The sequence below is a fragment of the Serratia sp. MYb239 genome, assembly GCF_002966855.1.
Classification (GTDB): Bacteria; Pseudomonadota; Gammaproteobacteria; order Enterobacterales; family Enterobacteriaceae; genus Serratia_B; species Serratia_B rhizosphaerae.
Genome location: NZ_CP023268.1, coordinates 4,436,686 through 4,454,509 on the forward strand (window position 1 = coordinate 4,436,686; position 17,824 = coordinate 4,454,509).

At 58.0% G+C, this 17,824-nt stretch carries 22 protein-coding genes; 5 read left to right on the top strand and 17 right to left on the bottom strand.

Annotation, left to right across the window (positions count from 1 at the left end; translation table 11 throughout):
- Positions 1-29: 29 nt before the first annotated feature.
- Positions 30-884 (top strand): RNase adapter RapZ, encoded by an 855-nt coding sequence (gene rapZ / locus CLM71_RS21210; RefSeq protein WP_015962011.1) that lies wholly within the window; start codon positions 30-32, stop codon positions 882-884.
- The gene (gene npr, locus CLM71_RS21215; RefSeq protein WP_015962012.1) at positions 881-1,153 is read left to right on the top strand and encodes a PTS phosphocarrier protein NPr; all 273 of its coding nucleotides are present in this window, start codon (positions 881-883) and stop codon (positions 1,151-1,153) included. Before rapZ ends, npr begins: the two co-directional genes overlap by 4 nt.
- 32 nt (positions 1,154-1,185) lie before the next feature.
- Here the strand turns inward: npr and CLM71_RS21220 are convergent, their stop codons facing one another.
- The 12 genes from CLM71_RS21220 to CLM71_RS21275 form a co-directional block, all read right to left on the bottom strand.
- Positions 1,186-1,626, bottom strand: coding sequence for a hypothetical protein (locus CLM71_RS21220; RefSeq protein ID WP_105232763.1), 441 nt, complete (start codon positions 1,624-1,626; stop codon positions 1,186-1,188).
- Positions 1,627-1,642: 16 nt separating this feature from the next.
- Positions 1,643-2,680, bottom strand: a complete 1,038-nt coding sequence (locus CLM71_RS21225) for a hypothetical protein (RefSeq protein WP_105232764.1) — start codon at positions 2,678-2,680, stop codon at positions 1,643-1,645.
- Between the two features lie 108 nt (positions 2,681-2,788).
- A complete protein-coding gene (locus tag CLM71_RS21230; RefSeq protein ID WP_105232765.1) occupies positions 2,789-4,705 on the bottom strand; it encodes a transcription antiterminator in 1,917 nt (638 codons plus the stop codon).
- Between the two features lie 63 nt (positions 4,706-4,768).
- On the bottom strand, positions 4,769-5,992 hold the full coding sequence (locus tag CLM71_RS21235; RefSeq protein WP_105232766.1) for a lactonase family protein: 1,224 nt from the start codon (positions 5,990-5,992) through the stop codon (positions 4,769-4,771).
- An 89-nt stretch (positions 5,993-6,081) separates the two neighbouring features.
- Entirely contained in the window at positions 6,082-6,822 is a 741-nt protein-coding gene (locus CLM71_RS21240; protein ID WP_105232767.1) for a KDGP aldolase family protein, read from the bottom strand.
- Entirely contained in the window at positions 6,819-7,934 is a 1,116-nt protein-coding gene (locus tag CLM71_RS21245; RefSeq protein WP_105232768.1) for a DgaE family pyridoxal phosphate-dependent ammonia lyase, read from the bottom strand. The genes CLM71_RS21240 and CLM71_RS21245 overlap by 4 nt, the downstream gene beginning before the upstream one ends.
- Positions 7,918-9,057 (bottom strand): amidohydrolase/deacetylase family metallohydrolase, encoded by a 1,140-nt coding sequence (locus CLM71_RS21250; protein WP_105232769.1) that lies wholly within the window; start codon positions 9,055-9,057, stop codon positions 7,918-7,920. The genes CLM71_RS21245 and CLM71_RS21250 overlap by 17 nt, the downstream gene beginning before the upstream one ends.
- 97 nt (positions 9,058-9,154) lie before the next feature.
- Positions 9,155-9,808 carry a DUF4310 family protein gene (locus tag CLM71_RS21255; protein ID WP_172606327.1) on the bottom strand — a complete coding sequence of 218 codons (654 nt, stop codon included), beginning with the start codon at positions 9,806-9,808 and terminating at the stop codon, positions 9,155-9,157.
- A gap of 11 nt (positions 9,809-9,819) precedes the next feature.
- Positions 9,820-10,596: a DUF4311 domain-containing protein gene (locus CLM71_RS21260; RefSeq protein WP_105232771.1), complete on the bottom strand. Its 777-nt coding sequence runs from the start codon at positions 10,594-10,596 to the stop codon at positions 9,820-9,822.
- Between the two features lie 88 nt (positions 10,597-10,684).
- Positions 10,685-10,981 (bottom strand): DUF4312 family protein, encoded by a 297-nt coding sequence (locus tag CLM71_RS21265; RefSeq protein ID WP_105232772.1) that lies wholly within the window; start codon positions 10,979-10,981, stop codon positions 10,685-10,687.
- A complete protein-coding gene (locus tag CLM71_RS21270) occupies positions 10,981-11,346 on the bottom strand; it encodes an SFCGS family glycine-rich protein (protein WP_105232773.1) in 366 nt (121 codons plus the stop codon). The genes CLM71_RS21265 and CLM71_RS21270 overlap by 1 nt, the downstream gene beginning before the upstream one ends.
- Positions 11,347-11,382: 36 nt before the next feature.
- Complete coding sequence (locus tag CLM71_RS21275; RefSeq protein WP_105232774.1) at positions 11,383-11,727, bottom strand: PRD domain-containing protein; 345 nt, start codon at positions 11,725-11,727, stop codon at positions 11,383-11,385.
- A 453-nt stretch (positions 11,728-12,180) separates the two neighbouring features.
- Here CLM71_RS21275 and rnk point away from each other — a divergent pair, with 453 nt between their 5' ends.
- Complete coding sequence (rnk, locus tag CLM71_RS21280) at positions 12,181-12,591, top strand: nucleoside diphosphate kinase regulator (RefSeq protein ID WP_105232775.1); 411 nt, start codon at positions 12,181-12,183, stop codon at positions 12,589-12,591.
- A 35-nt stretch (positions 12,592-12,626) separates the two neighbouring features.
- Here the strand turns inward: rnk and CLM71_RS21285 are convergent, their stop codons facing one another.
- A complete protein-coding gene (locus CLM71_RS21285; RefSeq protein WP_105232776.1) occupies positions 12,627-13,409 on the bottom strand; it encodes a sulfite exporter TauE/SafE family protein in 783 nt (260 codons plus the stop codon).
- A gap of 114 nt (positions 13,410-13,523) precedes the next feature.
- On the opposite strand from CLM71_RS21285, the gene CLM71_RS21290 reads away from it, so the two are divergent.
- Positions 13,524-14,309: a helix-turn-helix domain-containing protein gene (locus tag CLM71_RS21290; RefSeq protein ID WP_105232777.1), complete on the top strand. Its 786-nt coding sequence runs from the start codon at positions 13,524-13,526 to the stop codon at positions 14,307-14,309.
- A 27-nt stretch (positions 14,310-14,336) separates the two neighbouring features.
- Here CLM71_RS21290 and cybC read toward each other — a convergent pair whose 3' ends face one another.
- Positions 14,337-14,723 carry a cytochrome b562 gene (gene cybC, locus CLM71_RS21295; RefSeq protein WP_105232778.1) on the bottom strand — a complete coding sequence of 129 codons (387 nt, stop codon included), beginning with the start codon at positions 14,721-14,723 and terminating at the stop codon, positions 14,337-14,339.
- Positions 14,724-14,866: 143 nt separating this feature from the next.
- Positions 14,867-16,207 carry a metalloprotease PmbA gene (pmbA, locus tag CLM71_RS21300; RefSeq protein ID WP_105232779.1) on the bottom strand — a complete coding sequence of 447 codons (1,341 nt, stop codon included), beginning with the start codon at positions 16,205-16,207 and terminating at the stop codon, positions 14,867-14,869.
- Positions 16,208-16,384: 177 nt separating this feature from the next.
- Between pmbA and yjgA the strand changes: the two genes are divergently transcribed.
- A complete protein-coding gene (gene yjgA / locus CLM71_RS21305) occupies positions 16,385-16,933 on the top strand; it encodes a ribosome biogenesis factor YjgA (protein WP_105232780.1) in 549 nt (182 codons plus the stop codon).
- Positions 16,934-16,974: 41 nt separating this feature from the next.
- Here yjgA and CLM71_RS21310 read toward each other — a convergent pair whose 3' ends face one another.
- Together CLM71_RS21310 and CLM71_RS21315 are read right to left on the bottom strand one after the other, a co-directional pair.
- Positions 16,975-17,277: a barstar family protein gene (locus CLM71_RS21310; protein ID WP_105232781.1), complete on the bottom strand. Its 303-nt coding sequence runs from the start codon at positions 17,275-17,277 to the stop codon at positions 16,975-16,977.
- 5 nt (positions 17,278-17,282) lie between these two features.
- Positions 17,283-17,741 (bottom strand): ribonuclease domain-containing protein, encoded by a 459-nt coding sequence (locus tag CLM71_RS21315; RefSeq protein WP_105232782.1) that lies wholly within the window; start codon positions 17,739-17,741, stop codon positions 17,283-17,285.
- Positions 17,742-17,824 lie beyond the last annotated feature (83 nt).

The window sequence follows — 17,824 nt, forward strand, 5'->3', positions numbered from 1 at the left end:
GCCGCCGAGATGCCAGGGGGAGTTGCCACATGGTGCTGATGATTGTCAGCGGCCGTTCCGGTTCAGGGAAATCCGTCGCCTTGCGGGCGCTGGAAGATATGGGTTTTTACTGCGTTGATAACCTGCCCGTGGTGCTGCTGCCGGAGCTGGCCAAAACGCTGGCGGAACGCAACAGCTCCGCTGCGGTCAGCATCGACGTGCGTAATATGCCGGAGTCACCGGAAGTGTTCGAATATGCGATGACGCAACTGCCGGACAGCTTCTCCCCGCAACTGCTGTTCCTGGACGCCGACCGCAATACGCTGATCCGTCGTTACAGCGACACCCGCCGCCTGCATCCGCTGTCGAGCAAAAACCTGTCGCTGGAAAGCGCCATCGATGAAGAGAGCGATCTGCTGGAGCCGCTGCGCTCGCGCGCCGATCTGATCATCGACACCTCTGAAATGTCAGTGCATGAACTGGCGGAGATGCTGCGCACCCGCCTGCTGGGCAAACGCGAACGCGAACTGACCATGGTGTTTGAGTCCTTCGGCTTCAAACACGGCATCCCCATCGATGCCGACTACGTGTTTGACGTCCGCTTCCTGCCGAACCCGCACTGGGATCCTAAGCTGCGGCCGATGACCGGTCTGGACAAGCCGGTAGCGTCGTTCCTGGACCGCCATACCGAAGTGCATAACTTTATCTACCAGACGCGCAGCTACCTGGAACAATGGCTGCCGATGCTGGAAACCAACAACCGCAGCTATCTGACGGTCGCCATCGGCTGTACCGGCGGTAAACACCGTTCGGTGTACGTGGCCGAACAGCTGGCGGATTACTTCCGCTCGCGCGGCAAGAACGTGCAATCGCGCCACCGTACGCTGGAAAAACGCAAGCAATGACCATCAAACAAACGGTCGAAATCAAGAACCGGCTGGGCATGCATGCCCGCCCGGCGATGAAGCTGTTTGAACTGGTGCAGAGTTTTGATGCCGAGGTGATTCTGCGTAACGACAGCGGTACCGAAGCCGAAGCCAGCAGCGTGATTGCGCTGCTGATGCTGGATTCCGCCCAAGGCCGGCATATTGAGGTCGAGGCCAGCGGCCCGCAGGCGCAGCAAGCACTGGACGCGGTGATAGCGCTGTTTAATTCCGGCTTCGATGAAGATTAAGCGCCGGACGCGCCTTTTGGAGTATGGCGTATTTACCCTGAATATGCGGCATATCCGGGTACAACGGCCCCTAACAGGCGGTCTAACAAAATGAAGATAGCTCCGGGAATGATGATCGATAACTCTATGATATGCAGCATGTAATATCTCTTTATCCAGGCAATCAACTCATTCGGCAGCGTGTTGAAATAATCATATGACTCGGCGGATAGTTGGTAGTGCCTCTTACCCGTCCCAACCTTTTTCCCCCGTAATGCCTTTCTCATAAATCTCACCAGTAAAAAGCTGGTGAAAAAACCACCATGATAAAAAACGGTATAAACGTCTGGCATAGGTAAACCGCGAGACAAGTAGCCCGATACAATTCTTTCGTATTTCTTTTTCGTTACGCCAAAGTACAGCATGATAAATATAAAAAAACCCACGCCCAGAAATATCAGCACCGAGCCAGCCAGCATCAAATAAAAACTCATCACGCCCTACCCTCTGCTACTTTAAAAGCACATCTGCAACAAATGCCCCGCCTTGCCCACCGATATATTCTCCTGCGACACCACCTGCCAAGCCGCCTGCCGTACCGCCGATAATTGCACAGGCCAGCCCTGCCGTTCCTCCTGCTGGTGCGCTGATAATACCCAATGCAGTACAAACTCCAACACCGGCCAAGCTTCCCATGGTTCCGCCATATATTCCTCCGACGGTACCCGCACCAAAAGCACCATACCCTTTTAACGCCACCCGCGTACATTCCTTCTCTCGGCCAAGGGTGCAGGCATGATAAATATCATTGGTCGCGCTGGCCCCGGCGGTCGCAATACCAATCCAGCCCGCGCCTTTCATAAACTTCACCGCCTTGCCGGCGCCCTCCAGGTAGCTCGCATAGCCCTTTATCGCCCCGACGCCCGCCGTTGACCACTCATGCACAATGGAACGGCTGGAGAGGTTCAACGCTCGTTTGATGCTCTCATAAGGGTGCAGGTTAAGGATGTTGCGCGTGAGCCGGCTAAAAATCGGTTTATCCAGCAGGATTTTCAACTCATTAAATAACCGCTGCCTTTCAACAAAAAACTGCTGGCCAATCAGCGTCCCCTGAGTCCGGAACTGATTTTGGTAGCTGGCCTCAATCTGCTTAAGAATCGTGTCAATGCGCATAAAGTACTGCTTGCCGGCATCGCTGGCCATCCCCAGCCCTCGGCTGGTGCCGTTAAGTATGGTCGCAATAGTGGCATAGTGGCGCTGGAGGAAGTTCGCCTGCTCAACGTTAACCGGCTCCATAGCCCGGTTAACCGTCCGCTTCGCCTGGTATAACTGCCGTAGCAACGCATCCTGACGTGAATGTTCGGGATCGGCAACAATCACTATCTGCCCGGGCTTCAGCCACGGCGTATCCGCATTGATCTGCATAAAATAGCGGGCCGCAGTACTGCGTGGATTGGCGAACAGCGTACTTCCTTGAAAGGCTAAAGAACCCGGCGTTTCAACAACGCAGTAGCCGGGTTCTACGGGTCGGCGGGGAAACGTGGCCATCTTGTGACTCCTGTCAGCAAAGAGAGCCTTTGATTTTTAAGACCATAGGGCCGCCGGTCAATGTGCAAACGGCACGTTCGTGAAGCCGGACACTCAGAAATAACCGATTTATATCCGGCTCAGGCAATCCAGCGCCACCGCTTTAAAACTGGCAAAATCATTGCTGCCCAGCAGCCGGCTCATCGAGCGTTCACGGACAAAGGTCACAAACAGTTCGTAAATTGCCATCGCCTCTTCATAGTCGCTTTTACTGATCGCCAACAGGAAGATTACGTGCGCCATTTCGCCGTCGCCCCAGTCGATGCCCTGCGGAGCCAGCAGCGTCACCACCACGGTTTTCTTCGCCAGCAGCCCCAGCGAGTGCGGCAAGGCGATGCCTTCCCCGAGCAGGGTGGAAACGATGGCTTCGCGCTCCACCACCGAAGGATAAAAATCCTCGCCGACATAGCCTTCCTGCTCCAGCTGCGCACACACCTTGCGGAATAGCTGCTCCTGGGTCAGCGGCTCATTGACCACCATAAAGTGGTTGGCGTCGAAGAACTTTTCCAGCATATACGGCTTGGTGCGGTCCACCAGCACCAGCTTACCCAACTGCTCCAGCTGATATTCGGTCGGGAACGGTGACATCACCACCACCGGCTTGTTCTTCTCGCTGACGCGGGCGTTGGAAATCACAAAGTCTTCGTCGATATGCGTCAGCACTTCGTAATCACGCAGTGAAACGGTGCGCGTCATCACCAGCTGCGGATATTTGCGGGCGATTTGCGCCTGGATCATGCGCACCGTCGAGTTACCGGTGTCGCATACCAGCATCACCTGCGGATGGCGCTCATAGCCGATGTTGTAATGCCGCTCCAGCCCGACGCCGATATGCAGCACCAGATAGCCGATTTCGTTCTCGCTCAGCGTGTAAGGGGTATATTTGCCCCAGCTGGAAACCGCCGCCAGCGTAACGTCATAGGCCATCGGGTAGTGCTGTTTGATATTGGTCAGCAGCGGGTTGGGAATATTGATCTGGTATTTCACCCGGGTAATCATGGTCTTGATGTGGGTGAGCAGGTCGGCGCGCAGCTGTTTGTCGCCCTGCAGATTGTAGTTATAGTGGGTATTGATATAGGAAAGGATGTAATCCACCAGCGCTTCTTCATCGTCGGCGTTGATTTCGGTCGGACGCACCTCCTGCACCCGCCGTGCGGCGATATTCACCCGCAGATAGGCCTCTTCGGCCGCCGACACCTCTTTGCCGGCGGCTTTGCTCAGCTCGCCCGCCAGCCAGGTCGACGCCTTGCGCACCGCCTCGTCGCCGTCTTCCACATCAAATTCCGGCAGCGGGTAGCCGTCGCTGATGCGCTTGAGCGCCACGGCGCAGTAAAAGATCAGATACTGCTCGCCTTCATCGGTCAGACGAATATTGTATTGCGACAGTAGCGGATGCAGCAGGCCGGCAAAGGTCGTCACCTGCGGCTGCAGCAGGATATCGTTATTCAGAAGCGGATTTTCCGCATTCGCCAGGTGCAGCTGGAACAGTAAATCGGTCAGGCAGGCGCGAATCGCCATTTCGGCGCCGAACAGCTTCATGCCATAACGCGGTTTGGTTTCAATGGTCAGCTGGTAGCCCGCCAGCCGCTCCCTCACCTCAGCCATATCGTTCTGCAAGGTCCCGCGGCTGACAAACCATTCATCGGCCAGATCTTCCAGCTTCAGAGAAAACGCTGAGGTCAGAAAACGCACCAGTAAGGCGTGCACGCGCTCCTGCGCGCTGCGCGGCGTGGCATGCTTTCTGCGTTCCTGCAGCTGCAGCGCATTGAACAACTTGGCGTCATCCACCTGCAGCCGATAGCCTGCGCCACGGCTATGAACAAAGCGCGCCCCGTATTTTTCCAAAATATCATTCAGTGCGGTGATATCCGCACGCACCGTACGGGTGGAAACCGCCAGGCGTTTCGCCAGTTCATCCTGTGGCAGGGTTTCCGATTGCAACGCATCAAACAGATAAGCTAAACGAGGATAAGGAAATCTCACCATTGTCATTCCAATGTTAAGCGCCCGCCTCAGCGCGAGGCGGGCTGCGCTAAACCGACCAGAGAGTTACTGCGTCGCCGGCGCAAAGACCATCTGCGATGGGCTGCCCACCGGCGTATATCCTGCAATAAAACTGAGCTTGCCGCTGTGTGGATCCACGGCGAAACGCGTCACGTTGTCGCTGCGCTGATTGAGCGCATACAGATAGCGCCCGCTGGGATCCAGAGTGATAGTGCGCGGGTAATCACCCCGCGTCCAGGTTTCCGCCACCGGCGTCAGCTCGCCCGCCTTGCCGACGCTAAATTGTGCGATGCTGTTGTGCAACCGATTGGCGACGTACAGGTTGTTACCATCCCGGCTCAGCGCCAGCCCGGCGGCGAAGCTGGTGCCCTGATAATCCGCCGGCAGCGTCGATACCGCGTGCAGCTGGCTCAGCGTGCCCCGCTGCGTGTCAAAACGATAGCTGGTGAGCGTGGACGCCTCTTCATTCACCAGCAGCAGCGTTTTACCGTCAGGATGGAAGACGAAATGACGCGGTCCCGCGCCCGCCGACGACGCGGCGATCCACGGCGGATCGTTCGGCGTCAGTTGACCGCTGGCATCGTCAAAACGCCACTGATAGATCCGATCCAGTCCCAGATCGGTCGAGAACACGAACTTACCGCTCGGATCGCTGGCGATCATATGCGCATGCGGTCCGTTATGATCGCTGACGGCAAAGCTGCCGGCTACCGCCGCCGCCGGCCTTGCCGCGCCGGCCGGGCCTTGCTGCTGCCGCACCGAGCTGGCCGCCGCCAGTTTGCCTTCCGCATCCACCGGGAAGACAGCCACGCTGCCGCTCTGGTAGTTGGCTACCAGCAGATGGCGGCCGTTCGGCGTCAGCGAAAGATATACCGGGCCTGCGCCCTGTGAATCCACCTGATTGAGCGGCGTCAGGCTGCCGTCCTCGCCATTAATGCGCAGCGCGGCAATCGTGCCGTGCTTACCGTCATCCGCCGTGCCGACTTCGCTGGCGACGTACAGCGTTCTGCCGCGGGCATCGACCGTCAGTTGGGCAGGATTGGCCAGCGTGCTGACCAGCGTTTTATCGCTCAGTGCGCCGCTGGCGGCGTCAACGCGTAATCGGTACACGCCTTCGCCGTTGGGATTGTAGGTGCCGATGTAGGCAAAACGGGATGAGGTGGTCGTCATGGCGTCCTCAGCTTGCAGCGCCGGGCTGGCCATCGCCAGCAGCGCCAGGGATACTGCGCCCAATAACGGAGCGCTTCGCAGGGTAACCCAGTTTCGCATATTTATCCTTGATAGAGGTAGGGGCACAACCGACCACGCCCATTAAAACGGGGCGCCGCACTACGCGGCGCCGTCTTTTACGCCGGGGTTCAGCCCACCAGCTTTTTGGTCATTGCCAGCAGCGTTTTCACATCCTGCGGACGGGTATTGCCGGTGGCGGAGTCAATGATCGAACTGTAAATGTGCGGGATCACCTGCTTCACGCCGGCGCGCAGCGCAATCTCGACGATCTCTTCGAAGTTCTGCAGATCGATACCGCCGGTCGGCTCCAGCATGAAGTCATGCTCGGCACAGGCCTGCGCCACATACTGATACTCGTCCTTGCACTTCAGGCCACCCATCGGGAAATACTTGATGGAGCTGCCGCCCATGTCTTTCAGCAGCGCAATGGCGGTCTCCACCGGCACGATGCCGTCCGGTGCGTCGGCGCTCAACGGCCCGGTAGAGATCTTCACCTGGCCGACGCGGCCGGTCGGCGACACCAGGCCGTTCACCACGCTGTCATTTTGCCCCAGCAGCGCCCGGCTGGCGCCGACGCCGGTAAACACCTGGTTGACGTGCTGCGGCTGCACCTGCTGCGCAATCAGGCTGACCATCGCCGACTGTTTAGGATCGCCCGCCCCCAGCCCCACCGACAGCGCATTGTCGATCAGGCGCGCATAGCGCTGCATATCCGCCACCGCGCTGGCGACGTCCGGATAGTTCTTGGAGAGCACGCCGACCAGCACGTGACCTTCCGCCGCGTCGTAAATCTCCTGCGCGTTGTCTTTCGACCCCGCCAATACGTTGAGACAAACGCGGTCACGGTAATAGTTTGGCTTCAGCTTCATGCTTGTTTCTCCAATAAATGTTTAATACAGGTAAATACGGTCATCAGCTGCGCTTCATCAACGCTGCGCACGTCCACTTCAATCTTGCCTTCGTTGGCCTTGTAACCGCGGAAATAAATGGCGATTTCGCCGTTCTTCAGCGCCTGCACCAGTTCCGAGGTCGAGATGCCGATCGCGGTTTCGTCAAAGGTAATTTCCGCACGGGCGATATCCCGCCCGGCGCTGTCCCAGACGGTCTGCGCGCTGACGCCGTGCAGCGTATTCAGATTGGCGATAAACGCCGACATACGCTCGACCATCTGCGCACCGCTGGTTTTTTCCTGCGTCAGGTAGCTTTCAATCGCCTGCGTCAGGCCCAGGATGCCCTCTTTGCCGACCTTCATCGCGCGACCGATACCGCCGGACTGCTGTTTCACCCAGGAAACGTACTGTTTCTTGCCAAGCACCAGCCCGCTGGTCGGCCCTTCGATCGCCTTCGCGCCGCTGTAGATCACCAGGTCCGCGCCCATCTGGTAGTAACTCGTCAGATCTTCTTCGGCGGCGGCGTCGACGATCAGCGGCAGATTATGCTGACGCGCCACCTCGGCGGCCTGCTCGACCGACAGCATGCTTTTCTGCACGCAGTGGTGTGATTTGACGTACAGGATTGCCGCCGTCTGCGGCGTAATGCAGGCCGCAAGCTGCTGCGGCGAGCACTCATTGGCGTAACCGGCTTCCACCACCTTGCCGCCGCCCAGGGCGACCATGGTGTCGACCGGTGCGCCGAAATTAACGTTGTGGCCGCGCGGCAGAACGATCTCACGCGGTTCATTGACCGGCGCCGAATGCAGGTTCACCAGCAGGTTGGCGTTGTCGCGCACGATCACCGCCGCCACCGACTGGGCAATGCCCGCCGAAGCGCAGGACACCACCACCGCGTCTTCCGCATTCAGCAGCCTGGCGATGTACGCGCCGGTTTTATCCACCAGATCTTTGATTTCAAAGTAATGGTTCAGGCCGTAATCCACCGCATCAATCACCGTCTGGCTCGGCGTGGAAACGCCGAGAATCGTCATGCGGCCGGAAGTGTTAATCACCTGTTTTAAATTATATTTTTCATAGATCGAAGACATGATCGGCCTTCCCTTCATCGGTTAATAAGACTTCCCCGGCCACCACTGCGGCCAGCGGAACCAGCAGTTGCTCGCCCGTGGCCGACTGCCCTTCGGAATCGGCAAACACCTGCGGCCCCTGACGCACCTCAAACAGGGTTAAATCGGCATCGAAGCCCGGCTTGAGTTGCCCCTTGCTCGGCAGACGCAGCGCCGAGGCGGCGTTTTCCGTCACGCAATTAATCACCTGCGGCAGCGTCATGCCCAGAGTGAAGAATTTGGACATCACCGTCGCCAGACTGTGTACCGGGCCGGAGATGCGGTTGCGGCAATAGATATCCGAACTGATGGTATGCGGCAGCACGCCCAGCGCGATCGCCTGGCGCGCCACCTCAAAGCTGAAGCTGGCGGTGCCGTGGCCGACATCCAGCAGCACGCCGCGCTTCAGCGCGCGCTGAACCGACTCACGCAGCGTGCCCGCAGGCGTCAGAATGCGGTTCGGCTTGCCGTTATAACAGTGGGTAATGATGTCGCCGCGCGTCAGCAAATCGGCAATCTCATCCAGATCCGGCGGGTTGTTGCCAACGTGCACCATCAACGGCAGCTGCTGATTTTCCTGCTGAATCTCTTTCGCCAGCACCAACGGCTTAATGCCGTTTGGCCCTACCACGCTGCTGCTCATCCGCGCCTTAATGCCGATCACAAAGCCGCTGTGACGCTCGATGGCGCTCTTCACCCCTTGCTTGTTGATATCGCTCAGATCGGCCAGTTCGTTCTGCCGCAGCAGACCGATGCGCGAAATATTCAGGAAGGCGAAAACGTTGGTTTTGGTGTTACGCGTCAGCGTATAGAACTCATCAATGTCGTCGCTGCCGGTGCTGCCGGCGTCCACCACTGAGGTGACGCCGCTATGGATGCCGACGCGATCCGGTTCATCGTGATAAATAGGCGAAGAGGGGTAGCAGTGCACATGGGCGTCGATCCAGCCGGCGCTCAGACGATAGTTGCCCGCCAAATCCCACTGGCGCTTGGCGGACATTTCCGCCGACAGCTGGCCGACCGCGGCGATTTTACCGTCGGCGATCGCCACGTCCGTCAGGGTATCGTCCGCCAGTCGGGCGCGGCGGATTATCAGGTCATACATACTTCATTACTCCTTATACCCCGCCGGCTTCACGCCGCTGTACGCAGCGTGAAGCCTGGGTATACATTAGTTGTCTTGCTGCGGGAACAGCCGGACGTCAAGCAATGGCGACCGGGAAAATCGCCCCCAGCACCATGGCGCCCAGGATCGCGCCGCCGGTGATTGGTTTACCCCAGATGTAGAACAGTAAAGCGCCAAGCAGAGAACCGATGCCGATAGGAATCGACGCGGTCATGGCAGACAGAATAATCAACGGCCCGAGGAAACGGCCGGAGGAGTTGCCCGCCCCCATCATCACGTCAGCGCCGTAGGTGGAGTTGCTCTGATTGATGGTGAATTTACGCGCCAGAATGATCAGATAACCAATCGCCAGGCCAATCACCAGGCCGGTCGCCAGCGATGCGGCGAAGTTGGCCACCGGGAAGACGAACCCGGCCCCCAGCAGCAGCGCCGGCACGCCCAGCCCCACCCCGGTCTGAATGGCGCCGCCGATATCGAGGATCCCCACCAGAGAGCCTTCGATAATGCGCGCAAACAGGAAGCTGGCGCCGAACGCCGCCACCGCGCCATAGACGCCGGTATCCATGCCGGCGCGCAGCATTGAGACAAACGCCACTTCGTTAAACGCGCCGATGCCGTACAGGTAATACATATGCGTCCCGGCAAACACGCCGGCGGACAGCAGGCCGACAAAAATCGGGAACGACCAGTCGGCATACCAGAAGCCTTTTTGTTGGACTTGTTCTTCCATCATCGCTCTCCTTATTTACCGCTCAGGCCGTTGTGAATCGCATCCAGCCAGCCGGGTACGCCCAGGCTGAAAGATTTGAGCAGTTCCATATCGAAACCGCGGAAGAAGCCGCTCAGCACGAACAGCAGCACGATGGTCGCCATCATGATTTTGGTGACTTTGTTCCAACCGCTCTCTTCCACGCCCTTGCCGATCAGGATCCCCAGCACCAGGCCCGGTACGGCGTTGCCCATGATCAGCTGCGCCAAGCCGCCGAAAATGGTGCCCCAGAAGCCGGAACGTTTACCCGCGTCGATCGCCGCCAGCCAGAAGATCACCGGCATCACGGTGTTGACCAGCAGGTTGGCCGCCGGCACCAGCACCTTGATCGCCGTCACCTGCAGTGCCGCCGGCACCGCAGAGGCGGTAGAGTTAAGGAAGGCCACCACGATCATGCCGATGATGCCGCAGGCGATCGCCATTTTCTTCGGATCGTGCAGCGTTTGCGCCACGTTGCGGTTTTTGATCATCAGCGCCGCAGCGCCCCAGTTGGGAATAATGCGGTGGTCTACATCCTGCGTGAAGGCGCCGGCCGCTACGGAGGAAGCCCAGGCGTTAAAGAAGAAGCCCAGACCAAATGAGAAGTGCGAAGCCGGGTCGCCCTCGCAAGAGTTCAGCTCGCCTAACGTACGGAAAGCCCCCATTCCCTGAGTCGTCGGGGCATGGAACATACGCGCGGCGCCAGCACCGACGCCAACGCCTACCAGCCCGCCGATAATAATCGACTTAAATAAGATTATGAGAAACATCTGTTTATCTCTCCACGTATACCCGATTAATTGCAAATTAAAGCCAACAACGCCGTAACATGAATAATTCCGGGTATCTGTCAGTTTTTTATCTTGTAGTGAAGACCACCTTTTCAGTGTTGATGACCGTCACATTTATGGTTACTTCCAATGAAACTGCATAGCTTTTTCTTTCCCGCGGCAGGAAGAAAAAGAGAAACCTTTCTTTTGTTATTTTTTCTTCCGCACTTAATACGCTGACGTCCTGCGGTTCGATACGCAGCAGAATATTACTGGTGGACTTTAATACCGCGCCCTGTACGCTTGCCAATGCGGAGGCAAAGGCTTTAGCCTTCGTATCGCCTTTGCCCGCAACGGTGACTGAGGTGGTATATTGTTCCTTCATTATGCCGCGCCGTGTTTTTTGATATAGGCTTCCACCAATTTCTGACCCAGTTCTTCTTTATCCATAAAGCCGAAGCCTAATACGTTGCAGCCTTCATTAATCGCCGTAACGCCTTCGTCAATGGAACGCATGCCGTATTTCGCTTTATAACCATGCTTGGTCTGCGCCGTAATTGCACCGGCGCCGCCGCTGCCGCAAAACGAGATGCCCAGCTGTGCATTTTCCGCCTTCATCACATCGCCAAGCTTCATATCCGCCGCAACGCCGGGGATGACCACTGCTTTTCCGCCGGCATTTTCAACGCCCTGGCCCACTTTCTGCCCTTTTCCCAGACGATCGCCGATAACTACGGTAATTTGGCTCATGAAATATTCTCCTGATTTATAATAATTGATAATTAATTATTGGTTATTATCTTTTGCCACTTCGAAATGCACGGAAAGCAAATAGGCTTCCTCGATGGGCAAGGTTTTTAATTGATCGACCACCCGCTGCGCCAGCTGCATCGAGTGCTGCGAAATTTCATCAAACAGAGATTTATCCACTTCCGGCAGCGGTTCGCCGGTAATAGAGCGTAATACCATCGCGCGTACGTGTGATTCCAGCATTTGCTGTTGCACCTCGTTGGTATAAATGCTCTCTGCGTTTAACATTTCAGTAATATCCGCCAGCAGCTGGGTGGTTATTTCCGCCGCCTGCGCAATATCAGCCTGTTCAGTTTTTACCGAAGTTGCTCCTGCATTCACTTTTCAGTCACCCCATGGATACAGACGTTAATTATTGAGTGACAAAGCGGCGCTGAATAAACCGCTTTATCTGATGGCTTTACCCTAACCCCGACGACATGGCTTGTGTAGCGCGTTTTTTTCCAGTTCAAAGTGGAAATTAGGTGACGGATGGGGATCGGTTTCTCAAAATGCATTATTTAGCGATAAGTTAATGGAAATACAATGGGATAACGCACCGCTCGCGCACGCCTGGGCGAAAATGCGGAAGAAAAGTTCGTGATCGAGATCTCTTTCTTTTCTGCGGCCAAGCGCCTACTATCGGCAAGACACATCGACATTGCCAACACCCCGCACCTTCAGGCGCGGGGTGTTGCTTTATGCCGCCTTTTTACTATTTGGAAAAAACGCCCCCACGGCGTGTTTTGATGTAGCTCCGGCGCTTGCAGGCACCGGGGACAACGGGAGAGTGGAATGACCAAACCAATCATTACGATTAATGAGCTGGATGCGGAACGCCTGGATGCGTTATTGGAACAGCCGGCTTTCGCCCATACCGACATTGCCGCCGCACTCAACGATGAGCTGGATCGCGCCGAGATCTTGCCGCCGGCGCAAATCCCGGCCAATGTGGTGACGATGAACAGCATCGTTCGTTTTCGCGATCTGCACACCAACGAGGAGCACGTGCGCACCCTGGTGTACCCCGCCTCGCTCAAGGACAGCAACGAACAGCTGTCCGTGATGGCGCCGCTGGGTGCGGCACTGCTGGGTATGCACGTCGGCAAGCAGATTACCTGGACGCTGCCGAACGGCGAGCAGGCGGATATTGAAGTGTTGGAACTGCTGTACCAACCGGAAGCCGCTGGCGAATATCACCGCTAAGCGGCACGACGGGCGGCCCTCCGCCGCCCGTACAGTTACAACAGCATCGATACCAGCACCAGAACCAGCAGCCATACATATACCCGCGCATGCAGCCCATCGTGCATTTTCGGCAGCGCATAACGGGCAAATACCATCCCCAGCATGCCGGACAGCGCCAGCCAGGCCAGCATCCCCAGATTGACATAGCCCAGATAGCCCACGCCGGCGACCTTGCCGTATCCCAGCCAGCCGTACATGCCGGCGCCCATCACCGCGATGGCGATAGACAGCGGATTGGCCGCGCTGACGCAGTATTTCATCTCATAACCATGCCGCCGCAGCAGCGGTACCGTCATCACGCTGCCGCCAACGCCGAGCATGGCGGCAATCACGCCGATAGCCGGCCCGCCCAGCCATAACGTCGCGGCGGACAACGGACGTCGCGCGGTTTTCTGCAGGAAACCTTTACGCCATACGCAATCGATGATGGTCACCAGCATATAAAGGATAAACAGCAGGCGGATCAGGCCGTCCGTCAGCCGCGTGGCGATCAACGCGCCGATCAGCGCACCGCCCGCCAGCGCGTAAAACAGCGGTATTACCGTTTCCCGCCGTAAAGCCCCGCGACGCCATTGGCTATAGCTGGCGTAGCCGGCGTTGAGAATCATCAGCGTGGTCGAAGTCGCGACGGCGATATGCATCGCCAGTGCGTGCTGCTCGCCGGCGATCAGATGGTAGACCAGCGGTACCACCACAAATCCACCGCCGAAGCCAAACAAAATGGTGCTGATGCCGGTCAGAAAACCGGCGGCCAGCAGAATAACAGCGTCCGTCATAACCCATGTCCTGCCCAGAAAAGAATGCGACAGGATAAAAGCGATCGTCTCTGGCTTGCATACGCCGTTATGCCATCTATCATTGCATTTCGGTCAACTTTCCCGGCAACTCCGATGCACAATGTCCCGATCGACGAAGTCGATCACCTGGCGCGTCCGGTTATCGCCCTCGCCAGAAATTATCCGTCCGGCTATCTGCTGCCGATGCACAGCCACCGCCGCGCCCAGCTGCTGTACGGCGCCACCGGCGTCATGCACGTCACGACGCGGCAGGGCAACTGGCTGGTGCCGCCGCAGCGGGCGGTATGGCTGCCGCCGGGCATGCCGCATCAGGTGACGATGATCGGCGTGACGACCCACAGTCTGTATCTCGAGCCGGCAGCCCTGCCGGAGACGGTGCGTACGGCGCCCTGCCGTGTGGTCAGCATCTCACCACTGATGCGCCAGTTGCTGATGGCCGCCGTGGAGATGCCGCTCGAATACGCGCAGCACGGCCGCGACGGCGCGCTGATCGTCCTGCTGCTGCATGAAATCGCGCGCATGCCGGCATTGCCGCTGCACATTCCGCTACCGGCCGATGCGCGGCTGCATGCGCTGTGCCACGCGTTTTTACAACGGCCGGATATTCATCTGCCGCCGCAGCAGTGGGCCGAACGGCTGTATATGAGCCTGCGCAGCTTCAGCCGTTTCTTTCAGCGGCAAACCGGCATGTCATTTTCACAATGGCGGCAGCGGGCGGCGGTGGTGCTGGCACTGGCGCGGCTGGCCGCCGGCGACAGCGTGACGCAGATAGCGCTGGATCTGGGTTATGAGAATAGCGCGGCGTTTTCCGCCATGTTCCGCCGGGTGCTGGGGCAGACGCCCTCCAGCTTTCTGCACGGCGGCACGGCGGAGCGATAAGCGGCGGGAAGACCGCCGCCACGGCGCTTAGCGATATTTTTGGTGATAGGTGTCGCGGGTGGTTTTAAAGGCTTCCGCCTGCTTTTTCGCCTCGGCCAATTTGCCCTGATTCGCCAGCGCCAGCGAGGCGTCAATCTGGCCGATCAGCGTATCCAGACCGTGACGGAAGCCCTTCATTTCCGGGCCGTCCGGCGCTTTATCCTCCAGCTTGGGCGGCGTACCCTGCTTGGCGTCCTGCGCGGCCGCGCGCATATTTTGCAGGCTTTGTTTGAAACTGTCGGCGGAATCGGTTTTTAACGCGGTTTTATAGTTGCCGGCGATGATATCCATATTTTCATCAAGATCGGCCGCCGTTGCCAGAGAACTGACGCCCAGCAGTGCCAACGCCGCCAGCGCTTTCAGTGTATTGTTCATGCTCACCTTCCGTTATTGTTTTAATTAACCGCTGGTTAACATAGGCGGCATACGGAAAAAGCGAAACCAGAGATTTGTAAGGAAGGTTAAAGGCTGGGGAGAGAGGAATTCTGGCCGGCGCAGCGCCGGCCATCGCGCCGTGATTACTGACCGGCGATTTTCATTTCCGGCAGCAGCACCGAGCCGCACTGGATATTGCTGCGGGTTTCGATATCACTGCCGACGCTGACGATATTACGCAGCATATCTTTCAGGTTGCCGGCAATGGTGATCTCGCTGACCGGATACTGGATTTCGCCGTTCTCCACCCAGAAGCCCGCCGCGCCGCGCGAATAGTCGCCGGTCACGCCGCTGACGCCCTGGCCCATCAGTTCGGTTACCACCAGGCCGGTGCCCAGTTGCTTGAGCATGCCGGCAAAGTCATTACCCTGGCCGGCAATACGCCAGTTATGGATGCCGCCCGCGTGGCCCGTGCTGTGCAGACCCAGCTTGCGCGCCGCGTAGCTGGTCAGCAGCCAGGTTTGCAGCACGCCATCCTTCACGATATCGCGACGCTGGGTGCGCACGCCTTCGCTGTCGAACGGCGTCGAGGCCAGCCCCTTCAGCAGATGCGGATGCTCTTCAATGGTCAGCCACTCCGGCAGAATTTGCGTGCCGAGCGCGTCCAGCAGGAAGGTGGATTTACGGTAGACGCTGCTGCCGCTGATGGCGCCGACCAGATGGCCGAACAGCCCGGTCGCCACTTCCGAGGCAAACAGCACCGGCGCCTTCATGGTTGCCAGCTTGCGCGGCGCCAGACGCGACAGGGTGCGGCGTGCGCACTCCTCGCCCACCCACTCCGGGCTGGCCAGATCGTTCAGATCGCGGCCGATGGTATAAGCGTAATCCCGCTCCATATCGCCCTGATGCTCGGCGATCACGCAGCTGGACAGCGAATGGCGGCTGGAACAGTAGCTTTGCAGCATGCCGTGGCTGTTGCCGAACACCTTAATGCCGTAGTGGCTGTTAAAGCTGCCGCCTTCGGTATTGGTGATGCGCGAATCGGCACCAAGCGACGCCTGTTCGGCACGCGCCGCCAGTTCAATGCCGCGTTCCGCATCCAGTTCCGCCGGGTGGAAGAGATCGAGATCCGGCGCCTCAAACGCCAGCAGATCCTTTTCCGCCGGGCCGGCATAAGGATCTGGTGAGGTGTAGCGGGCAATATCCAGCGCTGCCTGGACGGTGCGCGCAATAGCGTCCGGGCTGAGATCCGTCGACGACGCGCTGCCTTTGCGCTGCTGATAATAGACGGTAATACCCAGCGCGCCGTCGCTGTTGAACTCGACGTTTTCAACCTCGCCAAAGCGGGTGCTGACGCTGATGCCGGTGGTTTTCGTCACGGCGACCTCTGCCGCATCGCAACCGACCGCCGCCAGATCCAGCGCCTGGGAAACCGCGTTTTCCAGCGTCTTGCGCTGCTGTGCAACCTGAGTGACTACTTTCATCAATCTGCCATAATTTAGAAATCCATAGCCTTGAGTCTAACAGGAAGCGCGTAGAATTTCGCATCTCCGGCGGCAGTATTTCGCACGCTAATCTGCGCGCGATCGCCGCCATGCCAATTATTTTGGGGTTCGCCGCGGCAACCTGTTAGGATTAGCCTCTTTTTAACGGAGCCTACCATGAAAAAACAACCTGAAGACTGGCTCGACGATGTCCCGGACAATGAAAACGAGGACGATGACGAGATTATCTGGGTCAGCAAAAGTGAAATTAAACGTGACGCCGAAGCGTTAAAAGACCTGGGCAGCGAGCTGGTTGATTTAGGGAAAAACGCGCTGGAACGCATCCCGCTGGATGACGATCTGCGCGCCGCCGTCGAACTGGCGCAGAAGATCAAGAAAGAAGGCCGCCGCCGCCAGATCCAGCTGATCGGCAAACTGCTGCGCGCCCGTGACGTCGAGCCGATTCAGACCGCGCTGGACAAGCTGAAAAACCGCCATAACCAGCAGGTTTCACTGTTCCATAAGCTGGAGTCGCTGCGCGATCGTCTGGTAGAGGAAGGGGATGAGGCGATCCCGGCGGTGCTGGAGCTGTATCCGCAAGCCGATCGCCAGCAGCTGCGCTCGCTGGTGCGCAACGCGCAGAAAGAGAAAGCCGCCAACAAAACGCCCAAGGCTGCCCGTCAGATCTTTCAGTATCTGCGCGACCTGGCTGAAGCCGCCGAGTAATGCATTACGGCGTCGCCGGCATCATGGGATGAATCACACGTTCATCCCCGATGATGCGCGGCGGCGACGCCGTCGGCTTCACGCATATTGAAATACAGACTGCCTTCCAGCTCTTCTTCCGCCTCCTCAAACAGCAGAATGATCGCGCCAAAACGACGTTTGCGACGGTTATCAAGATTGGTGAACTCAATCTCGACCGGCAGACCGATCTCCCCGGTCACCACGTCCCACAACGCATCCAGATTGGCGCCGAAACCGTCCCCCAGCGCAAACTTATCGGCAAAATCGCGATAAAACGCCGGCAGGTCAGGGATCTGGCTGAAATCAAACTCTACTTTCCCCATCAAACTCACTCCACCCGAATGAAGTTTTTGTAGTGATCGCGCGTAACGAATATCAGGCCGTCGCTGGAATACAACAGCCGATCGGCGCCGCGGCGACCGCAGCGGTAATTGATATCCGCTTCACGCCATACCCGTTTGTGGGCGCTCGGCAGCCGTCCTTCCCGGTTCGAGAAGCGATCGCCGCCAATCGCCTTGCCCGGCAGCACGCTGCACAGATTGCCGCTGCGTGCGTCCCAGCCCTGCTCCCGCGCCTGTCTCTTGCTGATGTAATAGTCCGGCAAACGCTGATGCCGCTGCAAATAACTGACTACCCGCTGCTGCTGCGTCAGCTGGTCGATACTTGCCGACGCCTTCTCGGCCACCGCCGGTACGTTGGAAATCGCCCGATCGCCGGTATCGCGCAGCATGTTAAACCCGGCCACCGCCACGGCGATCGCTATCGCCACGAGAATCCGCTTGTTCATGACTTTCCCTGACATCCGGGCCTGTACGCCCCTGTGTTATATAAATGAATATTATGAATGAAAGATGAACGTCGCGTAACCTT